This window comes from Arthrobacter cheniae (genome assembly GCF_003602275.1).
GTDB classification, from domain to species: domain Bacteria; phylum Actinomycetota; class Actinomycetes; order Actinomycetales; family Micrococcaceae; genus Arthrobacter_D; species Arthrobacter_D cheniae.
On the sequence record NZ_QZVT01000010.1, the window covers coordinates 1 to 19,662 of the forward strand.

Annotated in this window: 25 protein-coding genes; 8 read left to right on the forward strand and 17 right to left on the reverse strand. The window is 63.4% G+C overall.

Annotation, left to right across the window (positions count from 1 at the left end):
* Positions 1 to 388: 388 nt before the first annotated feature.
* The 14 genes from D6T63_RS15545 to D6T63_RS15605 form a co-directional block, all read right to left on the reverse strand.
* Complete coding sequence (locus tag D6T63_RS15545; protein ID WP_120149978.1) at positions 389 to 1,900, reverse strand: ParB/RepB/Spo0J family partition protein; 1,512 nt, start codon at positions 1,898 to 1,900, stop codon at positions 389 to 391.
* 509 nt (positions 1,901 to 2,409) lie between these two features.
* On the reverse strand, positions 2,410 to 2,616 hold the full coding sequence (locus D6T63_RS15550; protein WP_120149979.1) for a hypothetical protein: 207 nt from the start codon (positions 2,614 to 2,616) through the stop codon (positions 2,410 to 2,412).
* A 303-nt stretch (positions 2,617 to 2,919) separates the two neighbouring features.
* The gene (locus D6T63_RS15555; protein ID WP_120149980.1) at positions 2,920 to 4,020 is read right to left on the reverse strand and encodes a DUF4192 domain-containing protein; all 1,101 of its coding nucleotides are present in this window, start codon (positions 4,018 to 4,020) and stop codon (positions 2,920 to 2,922) included.
* Between the two features lie 643 nt (positions 4,021 to 4,663).
* Positions 4,664 to 4,921, reverse strand: coding sequence for a ParB family protein (locus D6T63_RS15560; protein ID WP_120149981.1), 258 nt, complete (start codon positions 4,919 to 4,921; stop codon positions 4,664 to 4,666).
* 3 nt (positions 4,922 to 4,924) lie between these two features.
* A complete protein-coding gene (locus D6T63_RS15565; RefSeq protein ID WP_120149982.1) occupies positions 4,925 to 5,185 on the reverse strand; it encodes a hypothetical protein in 261 nt (86 codons plus the stop codon).
* Positions 5,186 to 5,263: 78 nt separating this feature from the next.
* Positions 5,264 to 5,722, reverse strand: a complete 459-nt coding sequence (locus tag D6T63_RS15570) for a hypothetical protein (protein ID WP_120149983.1) — start codon at positions 5,720 to 5,722, stop codon at positions 5,264 to 5,266.
* A gap of 121 nt (positions 5,723 to 5,843) precedes the next feature.
* Positions 5,844 to 6,401 (reverse strand): single-stranded DNA-binding protein, encoded by a 558-nt coding sequence (locus D6T63_RS15575; RefSeq protein ID WP_120149984.1) that lies wholly within the window; start codon positions 6,399 to 6,401, stop codon positions 5,844 to 5,846.
* A gap of 135 nt (positions 6,402 to 6,536) precedes the next feature.
* Positions 6,537 to 6,794, reverse strand: a complete 258-nt coding sequence (locus D6T63_RS15580) for a glutaredoxin family protein (RefSeq protein WP_120149985.1) — start codon at positions 6,792 to 6,794, stop codon at positions 6,537 to 6,539.
* Positions 6,795 to 6,909: 115 nt separating this feature from the next.
* Positions 6,910 to 7,206 (reverse strand): hypothetical protein, encoded by a 297-nt coding sequence (locus D6T63_RS15585; protein ID WP_147394397.1) that lies wholly within the window; start codon positions 7,204 to 7,206, stop codon positions 6,910 to 6,912.
* An 88-nt stretch (positions 7,207 to 7,294) separates the two neighbouring features.
* Complete coding sequence (locus tag D6T63_RS15590) at positions 7,295 to 7,729, reverse strand: hypothetical protein (RefSeq protein ID WP_120149987.1); 435 nt, start codon at positions 7,727 to 7,729, stop codon at positions 7,295 to 7,297.
* Between the two features lie 410 nt (positions 7,730 to 8,139).
* A complete protein-coding gene (locus tag D6T63_RS15595) occupies positions 8,140 to 8,628 on the reverse strand; it encodes a hypothetical protein (protein WP_120149988.1) in 489 nt (162 codons plus the stop codon).
* Between the two features lie 26 nt (positions 8,629 to 8,654).
* Positions 8,655 to 9,245: a M48 family metalloprotease gene (locus D6T63_RS15600; RefSeq protein WP_220725952.1), complete on the reverse strand. Its 591-nt coding sequence runs from the start codon at positions 9,243 to 9,245 to the stop codon at positions 8,655 to 8,657.
* Positions 9,246 to 9,331: 86 nt separating this feature from the next.
* Positions 9,332 to 9,601 carry a hypothetical protein gene (locus D6T63_RS19315; protein ID WP_182977043.1) on the reverse strand — a complete coding sequence of 90 codons (270 nt, stop codon included), beginning with the start codon at positions 9,599 to 9,601 and terminating at the stop codon, positions 9,332 to 9,334.
* Positions 9,598 to 10,302: a recombinase family protein gene (locus tag D6T63_RS15605; protein WP_120149990.1), complete on the reverse strand. Its 705-nt coding sequence runs from the start codon at positions 10,300 to 10,302 to the stop codon at positions 9,598 to 9,600. Before D6T63_RS15605 ends, D6T63_RS19315 begins: the two co-directional genes overlap by 4 nt.
* Here D6T63_RS15605 and D6T63_RS15610 point away from each other — a divergent pair.
* From D6T63_RS15610 to D6T63_RS15630, 5 genes are all read left to right on the forward strand, one after another.
* On the forward strand, positions 10,301 to 11,053 hold the full coding sequence (locus D6T63_RS15610) for a hypothetical protein (protein ID WP_235830788.1): 753 nt from the start codon (positions 10,301 to 10,303) through the stop codon (positions 11,051 to 11,053). The two genes, D6T63_RS15605 and D6T63_RS15610, sit on opposite strands and share 2 nt — an antisense overlap.
* Positions 11,054 to 11,657: 604 nt before the next feature.
* Entirely contained in the window at positions 11,658 to 12,380 is a 723-nt protein-coding gene (locus tag D6T63_RS15615; protein ID WP_120150064.1) for a DUF305 domain-containing protein, read from the forward strand.
* 983 nt (positions 12,381 to 13,363) lie between these two features.
* A complete protein-coding gene (locus D6T63_RS15620; protein WP_182977044.1) occupies positions 13,364 to 14,056 on the forward strand; it encodes a copper resistance CopC family protein in 693 nt (230 codons plus the stop codon).
* A gap of 172 nt (positions 14,057 to 14,228) precedes the next feature.
* On the forward strand, positions 14,229 to 15,563 hold the full coding sequence (locus tag D6T63_RS15625; RefSeq protein WP_120149993.1) for an MFS transporter: 1,335 nt from the start codon (positions 14,229 to 14,231) through the stop codon (positions 15,561 to 15,563).
* 27 nt (positions 15,564 to 15,590) lie between these two features.
* A complete protein-coding gene (locus tag D6T63_RS15630) occupies positions 15,591 to 16,100 on the forward strand; it encodes an ArsR/SmtB family transcription factor (protein WP_328588680.1) in 510 nt (169 codons plus the stop codon).
* Positions 16,101 to 16,524: 424 nt separating this feature from the next.
* Here the strand turns inward: D6T63_RS15630 and D6T63_RS15635 are convergent, their stop codons facing one another.
* Both D6T63_RS15635 and D6T63_RS15640 read right to left on the reverse strand, forming a co-directional pair.
* Complete coding sequence (locus D6T63_RS15635) at positions 16,525 to 16,944, reverse strand: DUF302 domain-containing protein (protein ID WP_120149994.1); 420 nt, start codon at positions 16,942 to 16,944, stop codon at positions 16,525 to 16,527.
* 64 nt (positions 16,945 to 17,008) lie between these two features.
* A complete protein-coding gene (locus tag D6T63_RS15640) occupies positions 17,009 to 17,266 on the reverse strand; it encodes a metal-sensitive transcriptional regulator (protein ID WP_120149995.1) in 258 nt (85 codons plus the stop codon).
* Positions 17,267 to 17,393: 127 nt separating this feature from the next.
* Between D6T63_RS15640 and D6T63_RS15645 the strand changes: the two genes are divergently transcribed.
* The 3 genes from D6T63_RS15645 to D6T63_RS15655 all read left to right on the forward strand — a co-directional run bounded on the left by D6T63_RS15645 (position 17,394) and on the right by D6T63_RS15655 (position 18,815).
* Positions 17,394 to 18,011, forward strand: a complete 618-nt coding sequence (locus tag D6T63_RS15645) for a rhodanese-like domain-containing protein (protein ID WP_182977045.1) — start codon at positions 17,394 to 17,396, stop codon at positions 18,009 to 18,011.
* Positions 18,012 to 18,251: 240 nt separating this feature from the next.
* Positions 18,252 to 18,506 carry a rhodanese-like domain-containing protein gene (locus D6T63_RS15650; RefSeq protein WP_328588684.1) on the forward strand — a complete coding sequence of 85 codons (255 nt, stop codon included), beginning with the start codon at positions 18,252 to 18,254 and terminating at the stop codon, positions 18,504 to 18,506.
* Between the two features lie 12 nt (positions 18,507 to 18,518).
* Positions 18,519 to 18,815 (forward strand): rhodanese-like domain-containing protein, encoded by a 297-nt coding sequence (locus tag D6T63_RS15655; protein ID WP_120149996.1) that lies wholly within the window; start codon positions 18,519 to 18,521, stop codon positions 18,813 to 18,815.
* A 248-nt stretch (positions 18,816 to 19,063) separates the two neighbouring features.
* On the opposite strand, the gene D6T63_RS19320 is transcribed toward D6T63_RS15655, so the two are convergent.
* Complete coding sequence (locus D6T63_RS19320; protein ID WP_182977046.1) at positions 19,064 to 19,219, reverse strand: hypothetical protein; 156 nt, start codon at positions 19,217 to 19,219, stop codon at positions 19,064 to 19,066.
* Positions 19,220 to 19,662 lie beyond the last annotated feature (443 nt).

Here is a 19,662-nt window from a genome sequence, read left to right on the forward strand (position 1 = left end):
GATCTCAACAAAGCTCGAGGGCCTGAGCCCGGTGCAATACCGAACCCAAGCCCTCGCGGCCTAACCTTTGCTAAGCCAGTCCAACTTTTGGGGTGCAGTTCACTGTGTCGGTCCCCTCTTCTGTGGGCAACGCATCTGCGTAGTCCTTTCCTCTGGTCGTGTCGGTGTGCAGCGCGGCCGGTGCGCGCGTACCTGGTGCGCTGCACCTGAGCCTCTGTGAGCTTGAGTGCGAGGACGGCGGTTCGTCGCCGGCGACCACAGCTCGAGGTTCCCACAGCGGCGGCGAACCGCCCCGCCCACTTGTGGTGAGCTGACCGCCCGATCCTTCCCCGTGGCCCGGGCCGGTGGTGCAGGGCCGTCTATCTCCCTGCACCACCGATGTCCGGTGCTACTCGGCGGCGGCGAACTCTTCCGCGATCATTTCCTCTTCCATGGTGCGGATGTCCTCGAAAGCTTCGGCTTCCTCCGCTTCGTCGGCGGTGTCGGCATCCTCGGGGTCGGCCTGCTCGGTGTCTGCTTCACTCGCTCCGTCCTCGGGCGCGACCTCGGGGGCAGGAGCCTCTTCGGGTGCGGCTTCGGGTACGACCTTGGGGGCGGGGTGAGTGATCAGGCGTTCCACGTCACTGAGGTTGTATCCCCACATAGCGAGCTGGGTCAGGTAGAACTTCGTGGTGGCCCCACCGTCGCGCCATGACTGGCGGTAGGTGCCTTTCTCGAAACCTGCAAGGACCATGGCGAGGATATTCGTTTCATGCCGGGCGGTCGGGCGGCTGGCGATCTTCACCAGTTCCCGGCTACCACCGAAACGAGTCTCCGTCGTCTTGCCGGTCAGCAGTTCGGCGGCGAAGTCGCTCTCGTCGTTCAGTCCCTTCGCCACTGTGTAGGAGTGGGAGGCCATGGCCTGCGCAATGAACCGCAGCGCGTTCTTCGGGGTTGTCTTGCCTTTGAGCAGTCCCTTCACGAACTCGATGCGGACCACCTCAGCGGCGTCCCATGCCTTGTTGTTCTCGATCACGGTCCGGCGTTCGGCTTTCTCCTCCTCGTTCATCTTCCCGGCGCGCGGTGCGCCCGGCTTCACGAACCCTGCTGCCTTCCAATCGGTGTTGACGTAGGCCGTCGCGAGTCCTGAGTAGGTCCACCGGACGTAGGCGGCGTTCGCGTCCTCCACCGTCAGCCGCTCCCCGGTCTTGGTGCGCAGGTCGGTGATGTCAGCAATCGGACCCTTGTAGTCGTAGTGCGTGAATGCTGAATTCTCGATGATCGCCAGACCTGCGGCTTCGGCTTCGGCCTTACCTGCCGCGACCGCTGCCTCCCGCTTCCGGTCGTCCCGGATGCGCTGCGCGGTGTGGTCGAAGCTCTGCGGGGCCTGCTTCGCAGCGGTTTCCAGCTTCTCGATTGCTTCGGTGTCTCCGGCGAATTCCTCGATCACTGCGGCCATGTCCAGCGTCATCCCTGCGGCGAGGAACGCGGTCGCGGTGTCGTCGGAGCGGACTTTCAGGGCCGCGTCCACGGTGGCCTTCTTCGCCCCGGTCTTCCGGGCAATCTGCGTTGCCGACACACCTAGCAGGGACAGCTGGTGGAAGGCTTCGGCCCGGTCGTTGTCCGTCAACTCGCGGCGCTGATCGTTCTCCACAATCTGCTTGGCGAGCCGGTCGGCTTCGCTGAGGGAATCGACCACGTACACCGGGATGGTGTCGAGGTTGTTCTCCACGGCGGCGAGGGTGCGCCGCTGCCCGTAGAGGACGTGTACGGTGCCGTCCTCGATGCGGTGAGCGACGACGGGCTGAATGACTCCGTGCTCCTTAATGGAGGACAGGAAAGCCTTGTCGAGGTTCGCTTCGGCGCGCACGTTCGCGTCGATGGTCAGGGTGGCGGGATTGATCTGTTCCAGAACGGACATATCGGTTTTGCTCCTTCGTTGCGGTGGTGGAGTCGAGGCCCTGTAGTGACCAGCAGCGGACCCTTTCTCCGGCGTTTTTTACCTGCTGGCGAACTCGTTCGCTCGTTCCCGACGGAGCACTGTCAACCCGAAGGGCAGGGCCTGCCAAAAACCTCGAAGGAAATAAGCGACGCAGGAGCGCCGTAGAGGTTTGTGGCCGGCCCCGTCGCGCAGCGATTGACGGTGTGGAGCGGGGGCGCATAATCCGTAGGACAGCAGCAAAAAAGACCCCGGCCCGGATGCGACGAAGGAGCAGCCTGACCGGTGACAGGCCGCAGCGAAGCGAAGGACCATTGCCCTGCTCGGAGCCCTGGCGGAGAGCAGGGAAGCACTAGAACCGCCGGCTACCCACGACCGCCGGCCGCCCACGGAGGCCTGGGCGCGTTGGTGGGGTATGAGAAAGGGCGGCAGGGCTGGTGTGCCCGTGCCGCCCTCCGTGCCCGGCTAAGTGCTCTCAGCCGATGGTGTGTCTAGGCGAGGAGATCCTTGTCGGCCTCGGGTGTCCACACGATGTCAACGTGCGAGAAGTGAACGGGCCCGGCTGTTACCTGGTCCTCGAGCAGTTCTTCCACTGTCGGCGCTGTCAGCTGCGGGAAGTGCACGGCCAGGCTTTCGCTGAACGGGGTTGTCATGGTGATGCTCGGGGTGGTTCGCGCGATGTGGTCCGTGGTTCCCATGCGTGTGTCTTCCTTACTCGGTGAAGTGATTTCACTGTACGTGCTGGCGCGGCCGGCACCCGGAGGTCGCCTGGCGGACTAACCCTGTAGGTGGAGCTCGTGGCTGGTGGGTGTGGTCGCGTCAGCGTGTCTGGCGGCGGCCGGGGGAGTTGGCGGCGGAGGCCGCCGCCCGCGCACCCAACGAAACTGGCGGCACTCCCCGTGGTGCTCCTGCGCTCCGGTGAACGGGAAGAGGGCCGGACTCCCGTGGGGGTGTCCGGCCCTCGGCCTATGGTCTAGCTGGCCCCGTGACCGGGTGCCTGGCTAGTGACGGTTGCCCTGCGGGTACGCGGTGGCCTCGTTCTGCGCGGCCAATGGGACGTAGCTGCGGCTGACCAGCTCGCGGAGCAGGCGGGACAGCCGGTGCTGCCCGTCGATGTTCAGGGCCTTCGTGAAGTAGGCGATGGCCACGGAGGACGATCCCCGGTACCAGCACAACCACCCAAGGAAGCAGAACAGCGCGGCCCGGTCCTCGATCGGCGTGTACGCGAGGATCTTGACCAGCAGGTCCTCCGTCGCCTCCACGCGGGACCAGTCCGGCCGTCCCTCGTACTGTCCGATCAGCACCTTCTGAAAAGTCGGCTCGTCGTCGGCCGCGCTGATCGCGTCGGCCATCAACCGTTCACGGATGGACTTGATGTTCAGGTAGCAGACCAGTTCGCACGCGGCCCTCTCGTCGATGTCCTCCCCCAGCGCTTCGTTCCACTCGGCGCGGGCATCGCGCATCTTCTGGTGGTCGAACTCCAGATCATCCGGGGCACCCAGCCGGTTGATCCAATACGTCGCTTCGGTGATCGTCGCGTGCGCGTCGTCGGAGCCGATGAACGCCGGATCTACGGCCGTGGCTTCCGCGCTCGATCGCGTGCTGTACCCGCGATAGATCATCTCCGCGTTCACCGTGCTGTCATGGACCTCGTCCAGCGGGTTCAGTGTGCAGCACCCGCCGTCCTCGCAGAAGTACGTCGTGTATCCCTTGTCGGTGACCAGCCACCCGTTCCGCAGGGACCACCCCGCCCGCTCCATCTCGGTCTCAAGGGCTTTCGCGTACTCCATGTAGGGCTTGGCGTGCTCGTTCTCGCCCAACAGGGCGGCGTCGGCCACATCATTCGTGTAGACGAACAGCAGGGCTCCGTCGGCGGCAGTGTCGGCAAGCAGATGCCGCATCATGGCCTGCGCGTAGTCGACTGGGCGGACCGCTTCGGCCGGGGTGTTGCTTCGCAGGGTCAGGCCGTTCTGCTGGCCGCGCATGGTCATGACCACGAAGGATTCGCGGGGCTGGAAGCCGAGCGTGGTCGGGACGTAGGCGAGCAGGTCAGCCGCCGTCGAAACGGTGAGCTTGTTGTTGTGCTGGGTGTTCTCGTTCATGGTTGGTGCTCCTTCGTTGCGGTGGTGGAGTCGAGGCCCTGTAGTGACCAGCAGCGGACCCTTTCCCCGGCGTTTTTTGCCTGCTGGCGAACTCGCTCGCTCGTCCCCGACGGAGCACTGTCAACCCGAAGGGCAGGGCCTGCCAAAAACCTCGAAGGAAATAAGCGACGCAGGAGCGCCGTAGAGGTTTGTGGCCGGCCCCGTCGCGCAGCGATTGACGGTGTGGAGCGGGGACGCACAATCCGTAGGACAGCAGCAAAAAAAGACCCGGCCCGGATGCGACGAAGGAGCAGCCTGACCGGTGACAGGCCGGAGCGAAGCGAAGGACCATTGCCCTGCTCGGAGCCCTGGCAGAGAGCAGGGAAGCACTACAACCGCCGGCTACCCACGACCGCCGGCCACCACACTCCCCCGCCCACGCCGCTGGGTCTCGTTATCGGTGCTGCCTTGTACCGTCCGGGGTGTGGAACAGAATCGCTGGGTGCATCGCGTAATACGCGCAACCCATGGCCGAGTGCCATTGCTTCGGAATTACCCGTGCGAGCTGAGAAGACGAACACGCCTTGAAAGGTGGAAGCGGGAGCTGAACTACCAGCTCCCGCTTCCGTACTGCTCTTCTTGCGTTTCCCCGCAACGAGGAAATCTATTGGGCCCGGTTCTTCTCCTCGGCGAGAGTCCGTCGGCCTGGCCGGAGGGCCCCCGGTGCTACCGGTTCCCACTTCCTGCCCTGGTTGTGCTTGCGCTGCAGGCGCTTCACTTCACGCATCACACCTGCCTCAATCAAGTCTGTCACAGACCGGTACCCCTCCGCGGCTCCTGCCGCGAGGAACGCAGCGCGCACCTGATCGGCGTCATCTTGGGTGAAGTACGGCGTGAAAGACGCCGGCTTGCGCTTACTCACCTACTACTCCTCATCGTCGAAGGCTCCTGGCGGCGGCGGTGGCTTGGTGTCACCGCGCAGCTGTTCGAGGTCAGCCCTGCTGTAAGTCTGAATGAGGTCTTTCCACTCTGCCGGCGGCTGGAACTTGTGCAGCGGGCAAAGGGTGATCTGCTCATCCGCGACATAGGCCCAGAGCTTGGGTGTTCCGTTCCCGGTAGTGGTCAGTGGGGATGTCCGACCGCACTCGGCGCATTCCGCGACGCGTTCGCTCGTTGGCAAGTTCATGGGCATCCTTCCAGTGTGTCAGCGCACCGCCTAGGTTTCGTGCTGTCCGCCGGCGTGCTGGAGTGCCGCGCAGCGGCTTTAGATGATGTTGCCGTTAGGCCAGTCGTAGAGTCGGGCGAGGCGGACGATGGACGTCGGCGTGCCGTCTTCGGTGAACTCGAACCCTGAGTGCTCATGGCTTCCGCCAGCATGGGCGATCGCTGCCAGGACGAGGGCCAACACGTCACGGTCCAGGCCCGGGATAACGTCTCCGAGGTCAACCAGCGCTCCCCCGTCCCCAAGGGACGCGACCAGCAGCAGGAACCGGCGTTCGCCACCGGAAAGCCCTCCAAGGTTCTCCTCAATCGCCTCGAAGTCGACATAGGGCCAGCGGCTGCCCATCCCGATCCAGGGCTGCCCCGGCCTGGCGAATCGGCCCTCATGAGCCCGGATCAGCAACTCGGTTGCCGCCTCGGTCGTGTAGGTGCCTTTCGCCCAGGACCTCAGCCCGCAGTGATGCTCGTTCGTGAGCGCTTGCACCTCGGGACTGTTGGTCATGGGCTATCTCTCTCCTACTAGACGGCCTACAGGGCAGTCGCTGTGATTAGCGTGGTGCGTTGGTGGCCAGCGTAGGGCCGGCCACCGACGATTGTCCCGCGATGCTGTGCAAAGCTGCGGGCTAGAACGGCGGTTCGCTCTCCGGCCCGTTGCCCCATCCACCGGCACTACTAGAACCAGCTCCAGCTGCTGCGGGGGCTCCCCACGGATCCTCTGCGGGCTGCTGCTGCCATGTGTTACCCGGCTGTGCTCCGCCCTGGACTCCTCCCCCGCCGTTAGCTCCCCCGTTGCCTCCGCTGGCGCCGTTGTTGCTGCGCTGGGTGCGGGTGACTTTCGCGGAGGCGTAGCGCAGGCTCGGTCCGACCTCGTCGACCTCGAGTTCCATGACGGTGCGCTTCTCGCCTTCCTTGGTGTCGTAGCTGCGGGACTTCAAACGGCCCTGGGCGATGACGCGGGTTCCCTTGGTTAGGGTCTCGGCGACGTTCTCGGCCGACTCGCGCCAGACATTGCAGCGCAGGAACAGGGTTTCGCCGTCCTTCCAGTCATTGGACTGCCGGTCGAACGTGCGCGGGGTGGACGCGATGGTGAAGTTCGCGACCGCTGACCCGCTGGGGGTGAATCGGAGTTCGGGATCCGCGGTGAGGTTCCCGATGACGGTGATGATGGTTTCTCCGGCCATGATGCTCAACTGCCTTTCGTATGGGGTGCTGGTGTTGTCATTGAATGTCGGTGCTGCTGGTAGCTAGTGGGTGCTAGGACTGGCGGACAAGGCTTGTAATGCAAGGCTTGTTTTACAAGCCTTGTCGGTGGCTGCCTACTTGGCGCCGTCGAGGGCGATAACCTGGCTGATCTTGGTTGGATTCAGGCCGGACCAGTGGTCTTCGCTGCCGTCCTTCGCGTAGACCACGACGGGTGCTTGGCTGTAGCCGAGCTCGTCGGTGACGTAGGCCAGCGCCTGGTCGTTGGTGGTGATGTCCACGGTGACGAACTGGACGCCTGCGGCGTCGAACAGTTCCTTGGTCTTCTTGCATCCGAAGCACCCGCTGGGCTTCTCGAAGATGGTGATGGTCATGGCGCTCAGTCCTTGGTTACGTATTGGTTTTAGTGAGAGTCGACTGCTGTGCTGCTGGTACTAATTCTACCGTTTATTCATCTGAATAAACAGCCCTTCTATGGCATCAAATCGACTAGTTCATCGTCTGGTTTTCGTCGGTTGGGTCGATGATTTCCAGTTGGGACCAGCTCTCGCGCACTTCCCCGGCGGCCTCGTGGAAGTGCCGGTGATCGCGCAGCTCGGGGTGGGCTTCGAAGTAGCGTCGGACGTCTTCGGCGCATATGTCGTCCTTGTCACTGACGGGCTGAATCCAGTCGTTCTCTTTGGGGTTCTCTTGCAGCCAGGCGAGCATTGCGTCTTCGTCGACGGCTACCCGGACGTAGTCGGCCTGGGTGCTGACATGGTTCATGGAGAGCAGCATTTTGGGCATCAGCGCTTGCCTGCTTTCGAGGTAATGGGATGAGGTGACGGGTCGGGCCGCACCCCGCCCGCTGGAGCGGGGTGCGGTTGCGGGTCGCTTACTCGACGGTGTCGCGTCCGTCTGTACATCCGAAGAAGGGCTTGCGGTAGCGGCTGGGAAGCTCGGCCGCCACCACGGGCAGGTCCTCCGGGCCGTCTGACTGGCCGGACTTCCAGAACCAGAACACCGATTCGATGATCGCTTCATGGCAAGCGGTCTGGGAGCGGAACCAGTGCGTTTCAGTGTCGCCCTCGACGTACTGTCCGTACCCGAACAGCTCCCCCGCGTCGTCCTTGCTCTTGGCGACCGCGAGGATGATGTAGGGCCACGATCCGGCATCCCATCCTTCGGAACCCCAGTTCGGCAGCACAACCCACGCCGTACCGGTGAGGATTTCCATCCAGTCGTACCCGTCCCCGCTCCGGTCATCGACCGGCAGGGCGGGTACGGATACCGCTTCGGCGGTGTCCTTGGTAGTGGTGTTCTCGTTCATGGTTGGTGCTCCTTCGTTGCGGTGGTGGAGTCGAGGCCCTGTAGTGACCAGCAGCGGACCCTTTCCCCGGCGTTTTTTGCCTGCTGGCGAGCTCGCTCGCTCGTCCCCGACGGAGCAGTGCTCAACGCCGTAGGTGCGAGGGTGCGCCGATCCTGGGAGGAAATAAGCGACGAAGGAGCGCCGGACAGGATCGGTGTGCCCGATGCCGGCGGAGCCGGTTGACGCTGTGGAGCGGGGGCGCATAATCCGTAGGACAGCAGCAAAAAAGACCCCGGCCCGGATGCGACGAAGGAGCAGCCGGGCCGTGACAGGCCGGCGCGAAGCGAAGGACCATTGCCCTGCTCGGAGCCCTGGCGGAGAGCAGGGAAGCACTAAAACCGCCGGCTACCCACGACCGCCGGCCACCACACTCAGAAGAGGGTGGGTGCTTCCGGGTCGGTGCCGGTGAGTAGTGGCCGGATGATCGTTTCGTTCCATCCGTGCTCGAGGAGGGCTGTGCGCAGCGCGACGGACTGGGCGTGGAACCGGGAGCGGCCTATGCCGCGCCACCGGAAGGATGAGGCGTTGGCGTGCCGGCCCTTTTGGGACCGGTCGAGCATGTTCAGCTCCTGGGTACCGGGCAGCAGGTGGGATGCTCCCCCGGTGCTGGCATGGACGCACAGCGGGACATCGCAGACGTGCATGAGAGCGATGCCTGGGTGCAGGGCTTCTCCGGTGAGGTTTTCGTAGGCGAACCGTTGCGGTCGCAGCGCGCGTTGCCTGCCGTCACGACTGACCCAGAACCGCCCATAGCCGTCATCAGCGACGGCGCCGGTCCAGATCCAGCAGTCAGTCGGGCGCGGACCCTTGATGACTTTCTCCCAGAACCGGTCAGCCTCCGCCCGGCGTCGCCGTGTCATCTCTTATTTTCCTACCGCGGCCGTGGCTATGGAGTACGTCCGCGCTCGAGCTGGGTTCGCATGGAAGCGAGCCTCATAGAGCGGTAGGGGTGGTCGAGGAGTAGGAGGTTCATTCTTCGCCAGAATCGCGTGGAGGGCTTTTTCTCCACGCGATCAGCTGCTCTGGCTGTGAAGAACTGTTCGGCTCCGATGAGGGTCTGCTGATAGGTCACGGCGAAGAGGTCGGCTCTGGTTTCCTCGCGGCGGCTGAAAGCACAGTAAAGCGCGATCGCGGCAAGTGTCAGCACCATGCCTGCCCCAGTCCAGGCGCTTGGGACGATGGTTGACTCTCCGAAGTAGCTGGCGACTATCAGGCCCGCCACCCCGATGAGAAAGATCAGCAGCCCCAGTGCGATGCCTGCGCTCGTCCATCGGTGGATGACTCTCCAAGCGTGATACCCGTGGAAGTGGCCCAGCTCGTGACCGATCAGAAAGGTCAGCCCGTCTATCAGCAGCTCCAGGGCGGCCCGGCGAGTAACCTCGACGGTCGGCGTTCCGCGGCGAACCTTGAACCGCGCGTTTATCTCCTGCTTCTTCGATCCTGTGCGGGTGATGATCCTGACCTCCGGCTCCTGCAATCCTGTCGCGGCGCAGATCGTCCTCAGGTGAGTGCGGACGATGTCCTCTGCTCGCGCGTCGTCCGCCTCGAGGGGTCCCTTGTCTATTATCGGGCCATGCGCGGCCGTGGCACGCGGTTGTGGAGGACACCGAGGCGTCGGGCGATCCAGAACAGCAGAACGGTGACCACGAGGGAACCGGCAGCGATCGTCCAATACTGGAAGTACACCGCGCAGCCGGTGAACAGGACGGCGAAGAAACCCGTGTACCAGCACGACCACCTGATGATCGTTGCGAGGGTCCGCCACGGGTGCGTGAACGCGCTGCGCAGGAGCACACCAAACAGGAACATGAGGGGTAGCGCGATAAGCATCATCGTGGTGCCTGCTTTCGAGTCGGGGTCCGCGTTCTAGCCGATGCCGCCCTGGCCTTGGTCCTGTCGGCTTGAGCACCAGTCCTGGTGCCGGGCTCTTTCCGGGCCTCCTGGGAGTCGGCATCGGCATTGAAATCGGGGTCGGCGGCGCGTGCACGCTCGAGGGCACGGCGGACACTGGCGCGGCCGACACCGAGCACCGTGGCGATCTGAGAGATACGCACACCTTCGTCGTACTTACGGACCGCGTCAGCTGTCCGCTCCGGCGTCATGACGGTAGGCCGGCCGCCGACCCTGCCCTGGCGTCGGGCCGCGGCGAGCCCTTCATAGGTGCGTTCGCGCAGCAACTCCACGTCGAGTTCCGCGAAAGCGGACATCACCGTGTAGAAGAACTTCCCCTGCGCCGTAGTGGTGTCAAAGCCCTGAGTCAGGGACCGGAACTCGATACCGCGCTCGTGCAAGTCCTCGAGAAGCCCGATACAGTCCCGCACGGACCGGCCCAACCGGTCGAGTTTCCACACCACGAGGACGTCCCCGGGGTTCAGGTACTCCAGTGCCGCTTTCAGCTGCGGGCGGTTGATGTTCGTCCCCGTAGCCGTGTCGGTGAAGATTCGGGCGGCGCCGGCATGAGTGAGGGCATCCAGTTGCAGCTGCGGATTCTGGTCCCGGGTGCTAACCCGGGCGTACCCGATGATGTTCGGCATGGCCTACCCCTCCCCCGGTTCGTCGCCGGCTATACCCCGATCGTACGCGAGTGGCCGAAAACGTTCTACAAAAGGTTTCGGTCAAAACAGTTACGGCCAAGTGTTTCGGCCACTTAAAGCGACTACTTCCGAGCAGGTCGGCGTGGTGGCCGTATACGGTGATTTTCGGCCAATACAACATGAGGTCCCTCGCGTACTGCACCTCGAAGCAGTGTCGCGTTACCTGCCCCGTCGCTCCCACGTGTTCGTGGATGAGTCCAAGGCAGGCCGGTACTACATCGCCGCGGCCGTCATCTCACCGGCTGACGTCGTAGCGACCCGTTCAGCCATCAAGAGTCTGCGTCACAAGGGCAGTTCCGCCGTGCACTTCAAGAGCGAGAGGGACGCGGTGCGCAAAGCGTTCCTCAGGGGCGCTGCCCTGACCGGCGTGAAAACGGTGGTCTACATCGTCGATGGGAAGCCCGACAAGGTTGCTCGACCTGCGTGTTTGGAAGCCCTCATACAAGACCTCTGCGAAGCCGAGGCAGAACGCTTCGTGCTCGAGCAGGACGATTCCCTTGCAGCAACCGATCGCAGAATCATCCACGCGGAATTGAAGGCCCACGGAAACACCGAGCTTGAATACAGGCACATGCGCCGCACAGAGGAGCCGCTGCTGTGGGTCGGAGACGCCGTTGCGTGGTGCTTTCAAAAAGGGGGATCCTGGCGGGCTGAAGTGGAACCGCTCATCGGCGAGGTGCGCAGGCTTTAAATGCGCGAGCCTGGCTCGTCATACCATCCGGAAGACTGCCAGGCTAACTTCGCGGGGCTACTGCCCGTTGCACTTTCCACCGTACCGGGAACTCCGCAACGGGAACAAGTACCCCTTGCAAACCAATGTGCACCCACAAAAGTAATAGCGCGGGTCATCCACCTGGGGGCGGGTGGAGCCCGAAGGGTGGAGCTCAAAGCCGTCCACCTGTGGTTGAGCAAGTCCCGACTTCCGGTTGCGCATCTTCGCCATCGATCCTGCCAGGCGCAGCGGTACAGGGCGTGGTTTTGCCAGCACCGTGTGTCCTGCCGTGCGTCGTCGCCGTTCTCTTCGTACTGCTCTGGTTCCGGCCCATGGGATGAAGATGCACCTGCTCGTGCCACCTGGCGATGGATTCCCAGGAGTGAGTGGGATGAGACCAGAGTCGTCCATTTGTAAGTGATCCGCTGACAGGGACCGGGCGGGAACGGGACGCCGGGCCAAGGGCGGATGGAGTTGTTCTGTTTGGAGGGGTCGTGTTGAAAGGGGTCGGAGTCGCCGGCCGATACGATGGTGTGCGCTGAACTCCGTCCTGTTGCCCCGCGTCTTCTTCCTAGGCTGTGTCATGTTCTCGGTTCTATCTCCTGCTCGGTTCAAGGTGCTTCTTGCGGGCCTCGTCGTGGCCCTCGTCCTTGGTGGCGTTGCCTTGTTCGGCGCGCAAAGAACGGTGTCGGCCGCGGTCCCGGATGAGGCCAGCGCTGATGCAGGCTTCTCGCGGGACATGCAGGTCCATCACACGCAGGCCGTCGAGATGTCGATGATCGCCTGGGATCGCTCGGATGACCTGGACGTGAAAACCATCGCTTATGACATGGCCACCGCGCAGCAAGCCCAGATAGGTCACATGTCCACGTGGCTGGAGAACTGGGACCTGGGTCAATCCTCCAGTCTGGAACCCATGGCCTGGATGAACGGGGATATGGAGACGGATGAGGATCCGAGCATGACTCCGGACTCCGGGCACGGAGATGGGGTCGACGGTCATGAGGGGATGAGCGACACCACCGACAGTGCAACAGGTGCTGCTACAGGTGCTGCTGCAGGTGCGGGCATGCCGGGACTGGCATCCGAGGAGGATCTGGCGAGGCTACGGACACTGACTGGTGTTGAGGGCGACAGGTTGTTTCTTACCCTGATGATCGCTCACCATCGCGGCGGGGTCATGATGGCCCAAGCCGCCCTTGGTGAGGCATCCAATGACACGGTCAAAGATTTTGCACAAAAACAGGTCATCGCGCAGCAGGCTGACATCGAAGCCATGGAAGAGATGCTTACCGCCAGACAGTGACCGGAGATGACCCGACGGAAGCCTGCCCGCTATTGGCCCCCGTCAGTGGCGGTGGTTGGATGAGCTGGTGGGCTGGCTGGCTTGAGATTCACGACAGAAGGTGAGGAGGGTGAGCGTTAGCGGTTCTTCGCCGTTGCGTTACCTTCGGGCCGCAGGTGTTACTGCGGTCATGCTCGCCCTCGCCGCCGGCGCCCACGTTTTGGGCGGCGGCTTGCTGCCCTCCTTGTGGCTTGTGGTCGCTCTCGGCGCGCTCCTGCTTCTTCCCGTCACAGCCCTGTCGGATCGTCAGTTGACGCTCCCGAAGCTGCTGGCCTTGGCCACAGTGAGTCAGATCAGCCTGCATGGTGCTTTCACGTCCCTCACACCGCTCAGTGGATGTACCCCCACCACCTCGGGCTACCCGTCGAACTTCCCGGTAGATTACCCGTCCGGCCACCGGCCACATCAGGAGGCGGTGACCTGCTCCCCCTCCCTTCCCGGCACTGATGCGAGCACTGATGTGGGCATTGATGCGGGGGTGGGTGTGGGGCTGGTTGGCGAGCTTCCGCAGGATCACGCGCATGTTCTGGAACACCCGTCGGCGACTCTCATGGTCCTGGCTCACATTGTCGGCGTGGTCCTGCTATCGATCGTGCTGGCCAGGGGTGATGCGGCGTTGTCCCGCCTCCGGGCCTGGATCACTTCTCTGCTGCCGGTGTTCTCGCGCGCATCGTCGGCGGTGCAGTCCGTTGATCTGCCGTTGTGGTCGGATCTGACCCGCCCGCATCCTGCACCGTACTTCCAGGCCGGTGGTGTCCGCGGACCACCCATGCCGCGCCCGTGCGACGCGTTGCAGCGTCCACGCCCCCGAGACGAACACCTCCAGCGCCGTTCAGGGTGCAGCGGAGAATGCGCCCGCCTCACGACATCCCCTTTTTACTTCCGTGTGTTGGCACCGGACTGGGTCCGACTACGTCTAACACCGCATGAAAGGCTTTCATCCTATGAACACCACCACTACCGGGCGGTCCTTCACTGTCCGCGCAGCGACCGCCGGCTTGGCCCTGTCCCTCTTCGGCCTGATCACCGCTATTCCCGCGCAGGCCCATGACTCCCTCGTGTCGACGTCACCGGCGGAGGGAGAGACGATCACCACCGACCCGGGCGAGGTATCCCTGACACTCACCGGAGTCCCGCAGAGCAGTGACGCCCTGCAGACAACGATCATTGAGGTCACCGCCGAAGACGGGCACCCGGCGAGCTCGGGTGAGGTCACCGTCAACGGCCCGGTCATCTCGACCGGGGTCGAGCTCGAACATGCCGATTCCTACACCGTGGACTGGCGGACCGTGTCTGCGGACGGACATCCCATCGAAGGCTCCTATGTCTTCACCTACGCTCCCGACGGTGAAGCCGTGACCCCGGCAACCACCGGTCCCACCACAGCAACTGATCCCTCCGCCTCCTCCACGGGCGAGGCCAGCAGCACAGGGACGAATAACGAGGTGACTGCCCCGACGGGCACGGAATCCTCCGCAGCCGCCGATGACGCAGGGCAAGTCGACGCAGCTCCCGCGAGCCAGAACACCGACAACAGCACAGGCACCATCATCGGTATCGCCGTTGCCGCCGTCATCGCGGCCGCGGCAATTGCTTTCTTCCTCGGGCGCCGCGCCCGGGGCGGATCTCAAAGCTAGCTACTTACCAGCATGTCGAAGGGGCCCTGCCGTCACGCCGGCGGGGCCCTTTTGGTGTTTCAACCGCTCCAGAGTCTGAGGATGTACGCCATCGAACTCTTTAAGTTCGTATGTGCGTATTGGTGCACGTATAGTGGTGGGACTTGTTCCTGCACGAGACGGGCCCCTTGTCATGCTTTCTGTTCTGCGCCGCTCGGCGTACCGCAATCTCTTCACCGCCCAGGTCGTTGCCCTGCTGGGGACTGGCCTGCTCACGGTCGCGCTGGGTCTGCTGGCCTTCGACCTCGCCGGCGGGCAGGCCGGCGCGGTTCTTGGCACGGCTTTGACGATCAAGATGATCGCCTACGTGTTCGTGGCCCCCGTGATGGCGGCCCTGGTCGAGCGCCTGCCCCGAAAAGGTGTCCTGGTCGGCGCGGACCTGGTGCGCGCGGCAATCGCGTTGAGCCTGCCGTTCATCGATCAGGTGTGGCAGATCTACGTGCTGGTGTTCATCCTGCAGTCCGCGTCCGCGACGTTCACCCCGGCGTTCCAGGCCCTGATCCCTGTCGTTCTGCCCGAGGAGAAGGACTACACCAAAGCCCTGTCCCTGTCCCGGCTCGCCTACGACCTGGAGTCCCTGGTCAGCCCGCTGCTCGCCGCGGCCTTGCTGACGGTGATGAGTTTCCACAACCTCTTCGTGGGCACGATGGTCGGGTTCCTGGTGTCCGCGGCGATGGTCCTCGCCACCCGGCTGCCGGTGATTCCTGCCGTTCAGCAGCAGGGCTCTCTGCTGCACCGCACAACCTTGGGCAGTCGGATCTTCCTGCGGGAGCCGTCCCTGCGGGGCCTGATGGCGTTGAACCTCGTTGTCGCGACCGCCACGGCCCTGGTGTTGGTGAATACCGTTGTCTACGCCCGGGACCTGTTCGGCGGGTCCAATACCGACGTCGCGATTGCGCTGGCGTTCTACGGGGCAGGGTCCATGCTGGTTGCGTTTATCGCACCGAGAGCTCTGGAGCGCACACCGGATCGCACGTTCATGCTCTCGGGTGGCGCGGTCCTGACCGTGGGCCTGCTCGCCGCGGCGTTCCTCGCCGCCACCGAGCAAAGCCGGGCGAGTCTGACCGACAGCTCGTGGGTGATGTTCCTCGGGCTGTGGGTTGTTCTGGGTATTGGAACCTCGATGATCAGCACCCCGTCCTCTCGCCTGCTGCGCCGGGTCGCGACCGATGACACCCGCAGCTACCTGTTCACTGCCCAGTTCTCCCTCTCTCACGCATGCTTCCTCCTCGCCTACCCCCTCGCCGGGTGGGTCGGCGCGGCCGCCGGCCAAAGCGTCGCAGCTCTCGTCCTCGGAGCCCTCGCCCTCATCGGCACGATCACAGCCCTGGTGCTTTGGCCCGCTGCCCCAAAACCACAACCGACACCGCCACAACCGACACTGATGCGCACGGCGACTCGACAACCACACCCTCCCCTGCACCGTCATCAGCACTGTCACCAGCACCTGTATCTGCACCGGAGATAGCGCGCAGCGCTGAACGCGGGCAGTAACGTGGACAAGGCACACACCGTCCGAGCACCGGTCTTCGGCCTGAGGTACCGGTATGGAGCGAGCGACGAGGGGGCGACGGGCATCATGGGCGAACCACCAGCTGATCCGCGGACCGGTCGTACCACCGTCTCCCATGCCGTGATCGAGGACAAGACTGATCAGTCAGGGACGACGGGGCCGAGTCTCGTGCACCCGGTCGAACCGGACGCTAAGCGCCTCGAAGCGGGAGCGGCGACGTTCCGGATGCTCTCCGATCCGACCCGCCTGCATATCCTGTGGCTCCTCACCCAAGGCCCCGCGGATGTCGGCACCATGGTGACTGCGACCGGAGCTAATCGCACCGCGGTCAGCCAGCACCTGGCCAAGCTCCGCCTCTCCGGCCTCGTCTCAACCCGCAAAAACGCACGCAACGTCATCTACAACATCATCGACGGACACCTCACCCGCCTCATCCTCGAAGGCATAAACCACGCCGACCACCGCATCACCGGCGAACCCACCCACGAATAAAACAGGACGGCCCGAACCGAGCCGTCACGCTCGGCCCGGGCCCCGACAGAACCCCTGAGTTCTACCCGTTAATTGATAGTGGGCGCTGCGTTGTCCTGCTTAACTGCTGGCCGGGTCCTGGACCTCACCCACGAGTTCTTCGAGGTAGAGCCTGACGGTTGATTCAAAAACTGAAGGACAGCCGCCGCTCCTGCACTGGCCCACAAGCCTGAAGCTTTTCGAGACACCTTGCTGAGCTAACCGCCCTGCACCCTGTGTATTTCGAGTAAATGGCAGGTTTTTGGAGGTGCATGGCGGGGTGAGAATGTCGGGCGTGGGGTTCCGTGCTGGTGGTTAATGCTGCGTGTTAGCAGTATGAACGCCCCACAGTTGGCGGAGCGTCCATACGGGAGGGTGCTGTGTTTGGCGCGGGTGAGCGCAGTATTTATTTAGAGGGGTTCTCCTCGCTGATGGATGACAGTGCTGCGCGTAGTCGCTCGTCGGCGTCGTTGGCGACTTCGCGTACTTGGGGGCTGTCACTGAGTTGGACCATGGTTTGCGGGTCGATGGTCTCAACGGTTGTGTTTCCCTTGTCGGTGCTGCGGACCACGACGTTGCATGGTAGCAGGGCACCGAGTTCGGGTTCAGCTGCCAGGGCTTTGCTGGCCAGGTTGGGGTTGCAGGCCCCGAGAATCACGTAGTCACCGATTGCCTCGCCGGCTTCTGGGCCAAGCTTGGTGGTGAAGGTTGCCTTGACGTCGATCTCGGTCAGGATGCCGAATCCCTGATCAGCTAGGGCCTGGCGGGTACGTGCTACGGCCTCCGCGTAGGGCAGCGAGACGGTAATGGCGTTCGTATAGGTCATGCTCGGCTCCTTCGATAGGTGTTCGACGGCGTGGAGATTCCAGCCTGTCAGGTCCGGGTCCTGCTTAGGCCAGGGAGAGGAACAGCTTTTCGAGGTCCTTTTTGTTCAGGGTTTCGTCGGGGTTCGTCAGGCACTGCTGCAGGCCGCTGGCGATGATGGCGAATCCTGCCCGGTCAAGGGCTTTGGATACTGCTGAGAGCTGGGTGACGACGTCCTTGCAGTCCTGGCCCTCTTCCAGCATGCGCACCACTGCGCCTAGTTGGCCTTGGGCACGCTTGAGCCGGTTGAGTACGGGGGTTAGTTCGGTGGTTTCGAGTTGCACTGGGGTCTCCTCATGAGTTGCGATCGCTACAGTCATCATATACCCCTAGGGGTTTGTTGATTACCCCCGGGGGTATAGGGCATACTGGATGTGTCTTCATCTGAGGCGCTTCCTCGAAAGGATCCCTATGACTTCCGCTTCCCCCACCATCACGACCGTTTCACCGCAGACCCTGCGCGAGTGGATCACCGAGCACGAGGACCTGGTGGTTCTCGACGTGCGCTCTGCTGCAGAGTTCGAGTCCCTGCATGTGCGGGGTTCCTACAATGTTCCGCTGCCTCTGCTCTCCGAGCACGCCGCTGAACTCGCAGAACGGCTGGGACAGCGCGTGGTACTGGTCTGCCAGTCCGGGGCCCGCGCGGAACAGGCCCGACAGCGACTAGCAGGGGCCGGCCTGGACACCGCCCATGTACTGACCGGTGGGGCGCCCGGGTTCGCCGATGCCGGCGGAGACGTCGTCCGCGGTAGCACCCGCTGGGACATGGAGCGCCAGGTACGGATGGTGGCCGGTTCCGCAGTGGTACTCGGTCTTGCCGGCGGACGGTTCGTCTCCCCGAAGCTGCGGGCCCTGGCCGGGATAATCGGGACAGGGCTTACGTTCTCGGCTGTGTCCAACAGTTGCGCGATGGGTAAGGCCTTGTCTGCGATGCCGTGGAACAAAACCGCCACTGAACCTACCCGTGAGAGCGCGATCCTTCAGATTCCTGCCGCCACCGCAGACTCCGAGCAGGCCACAGCAGCCTGATCCTCCAACATTGCAGGGCAATGTTGGATGTGGTTCAGCCGGTGCCTGCCAGGACCCTGCGACCACCCTCTGCTCTCCGATGAAAGGGGCGTAGAGGGTGGTAACGGGGGCAACAACATGAACGAAAGGCATGCCCGTGGGAACTTCCAGCCGGCTTAGATCCGTTCTCAGTAAGCCCTACACACGTGTCGGGTAACTGGGGCCAAGGCTTTGGTCGCTTCCGGGGCGACCGTGGTCGATGTGCGCAGTACTGCGGAATGGCGCACAGGCCGTATTCCAGCTGCGAAGCACATCCCTCTGAACCGTCTGCAGGCCAGCAGTGCCGGAATCCGCAAGGATCGCCCGGTCATAGCCGCGGTCTGCCAGTCTGGAGCGCGATCGGCCGTCGCTGTGCGGCAGCTGGCTGACCGTGGCTATGACGTCTACTCCCTTACGGGAGGAATGAATGGCTTGCGCCGCTCCGGAGAACTAACCCCTAAACCGCTAACCGTCTAAAGGAGAACCTCGATGTCCGAAATCACCATTACCGATGCCGACGAGCGCCGCACGCAGGACCAGATCCTGGATGTGCGTGAAGATTTCGAAGTAGCTGAAGGCATGATTCCGGGCGCCCTGCACATTCCCATGGGTGAGTTGAACGCCCGCATGGCCGAGATTGACCACGACCGCCCAGTCATCGTCGTATGCCGTAGCGGCAACCGCAGCGCCCGCGTGGCCGATGCCCTCACTGACGCAGGTTACGCAGCCGACACCATGGGCGGCGGAATGACGGCCTGGCAGCGAGCTGGCCTGCCCACCACCTGACCCCGGCTCAGCTACTTGACACCGACCAAGTGCCGCACCAGCGCCGAGACAGTGTTGAGATAGTGCCGAACTGTGTTGAGAAAGGCTGGGGCCTCATTCCAAGGCCCCAGCCTTTCTCCGTCTACGGACCAACGTCCGCCGTCGAAGCCTTCGCGTGAAAGCTCCAGGGAGGACGTCCCGTACGTGCGCATCCCGTCACCGTTCAGGAGTTGTGGTGGCGGGATGCGCCAGGTTGCCCGCGGAGGATTTTAGAGCGGCCGTATCAGCTGGTCGATTCCGTGAGCCTTCAGGCCCATGACCATCCGGCAGATCCGCGCTTCTGACTCGGCGGAGAATACCTCCGCCTCCGCCATGAGGGGCGTGTCCGGAAGGCTTTCTGAGCTGATTTTATCCGGTGTGACCATGTCATTTTCCCTTCTTGAAAGGTTTCGGATACCAGGCAAGCTGTGAAAGTAGCTGGTTGGGTAGTGGATCGTCCTCGACCCGGACGACCCTGGGTCGCAGCCTAAGCGAAACCAGATTTCACTATTATATACCCCCCAGGGTATGGCGCCACGTTTTTTCTACGCAGTCTGACGTATTTCTGTGTTCGAATGCGGCCGGGCCGACTCGCCACCTAGTAAGCGATTCACCACCTGGCAAGTACCGATGCCAATTGTGGAGCCGCGTACAACGCCGGTCCGGACCGGTATGCGACACCCCTCCTGGCTCGGGGTTTGTGGTCCACGCTGAGCTTTGAGCACAGGGCGGCACCCTCAGGCACGACATGACACCTACGGATACCCCACCGGGTATTTGGATACCCGGTGGGGTATCTGCAATACTCGAGGGGCTGGTCCGGCACGTA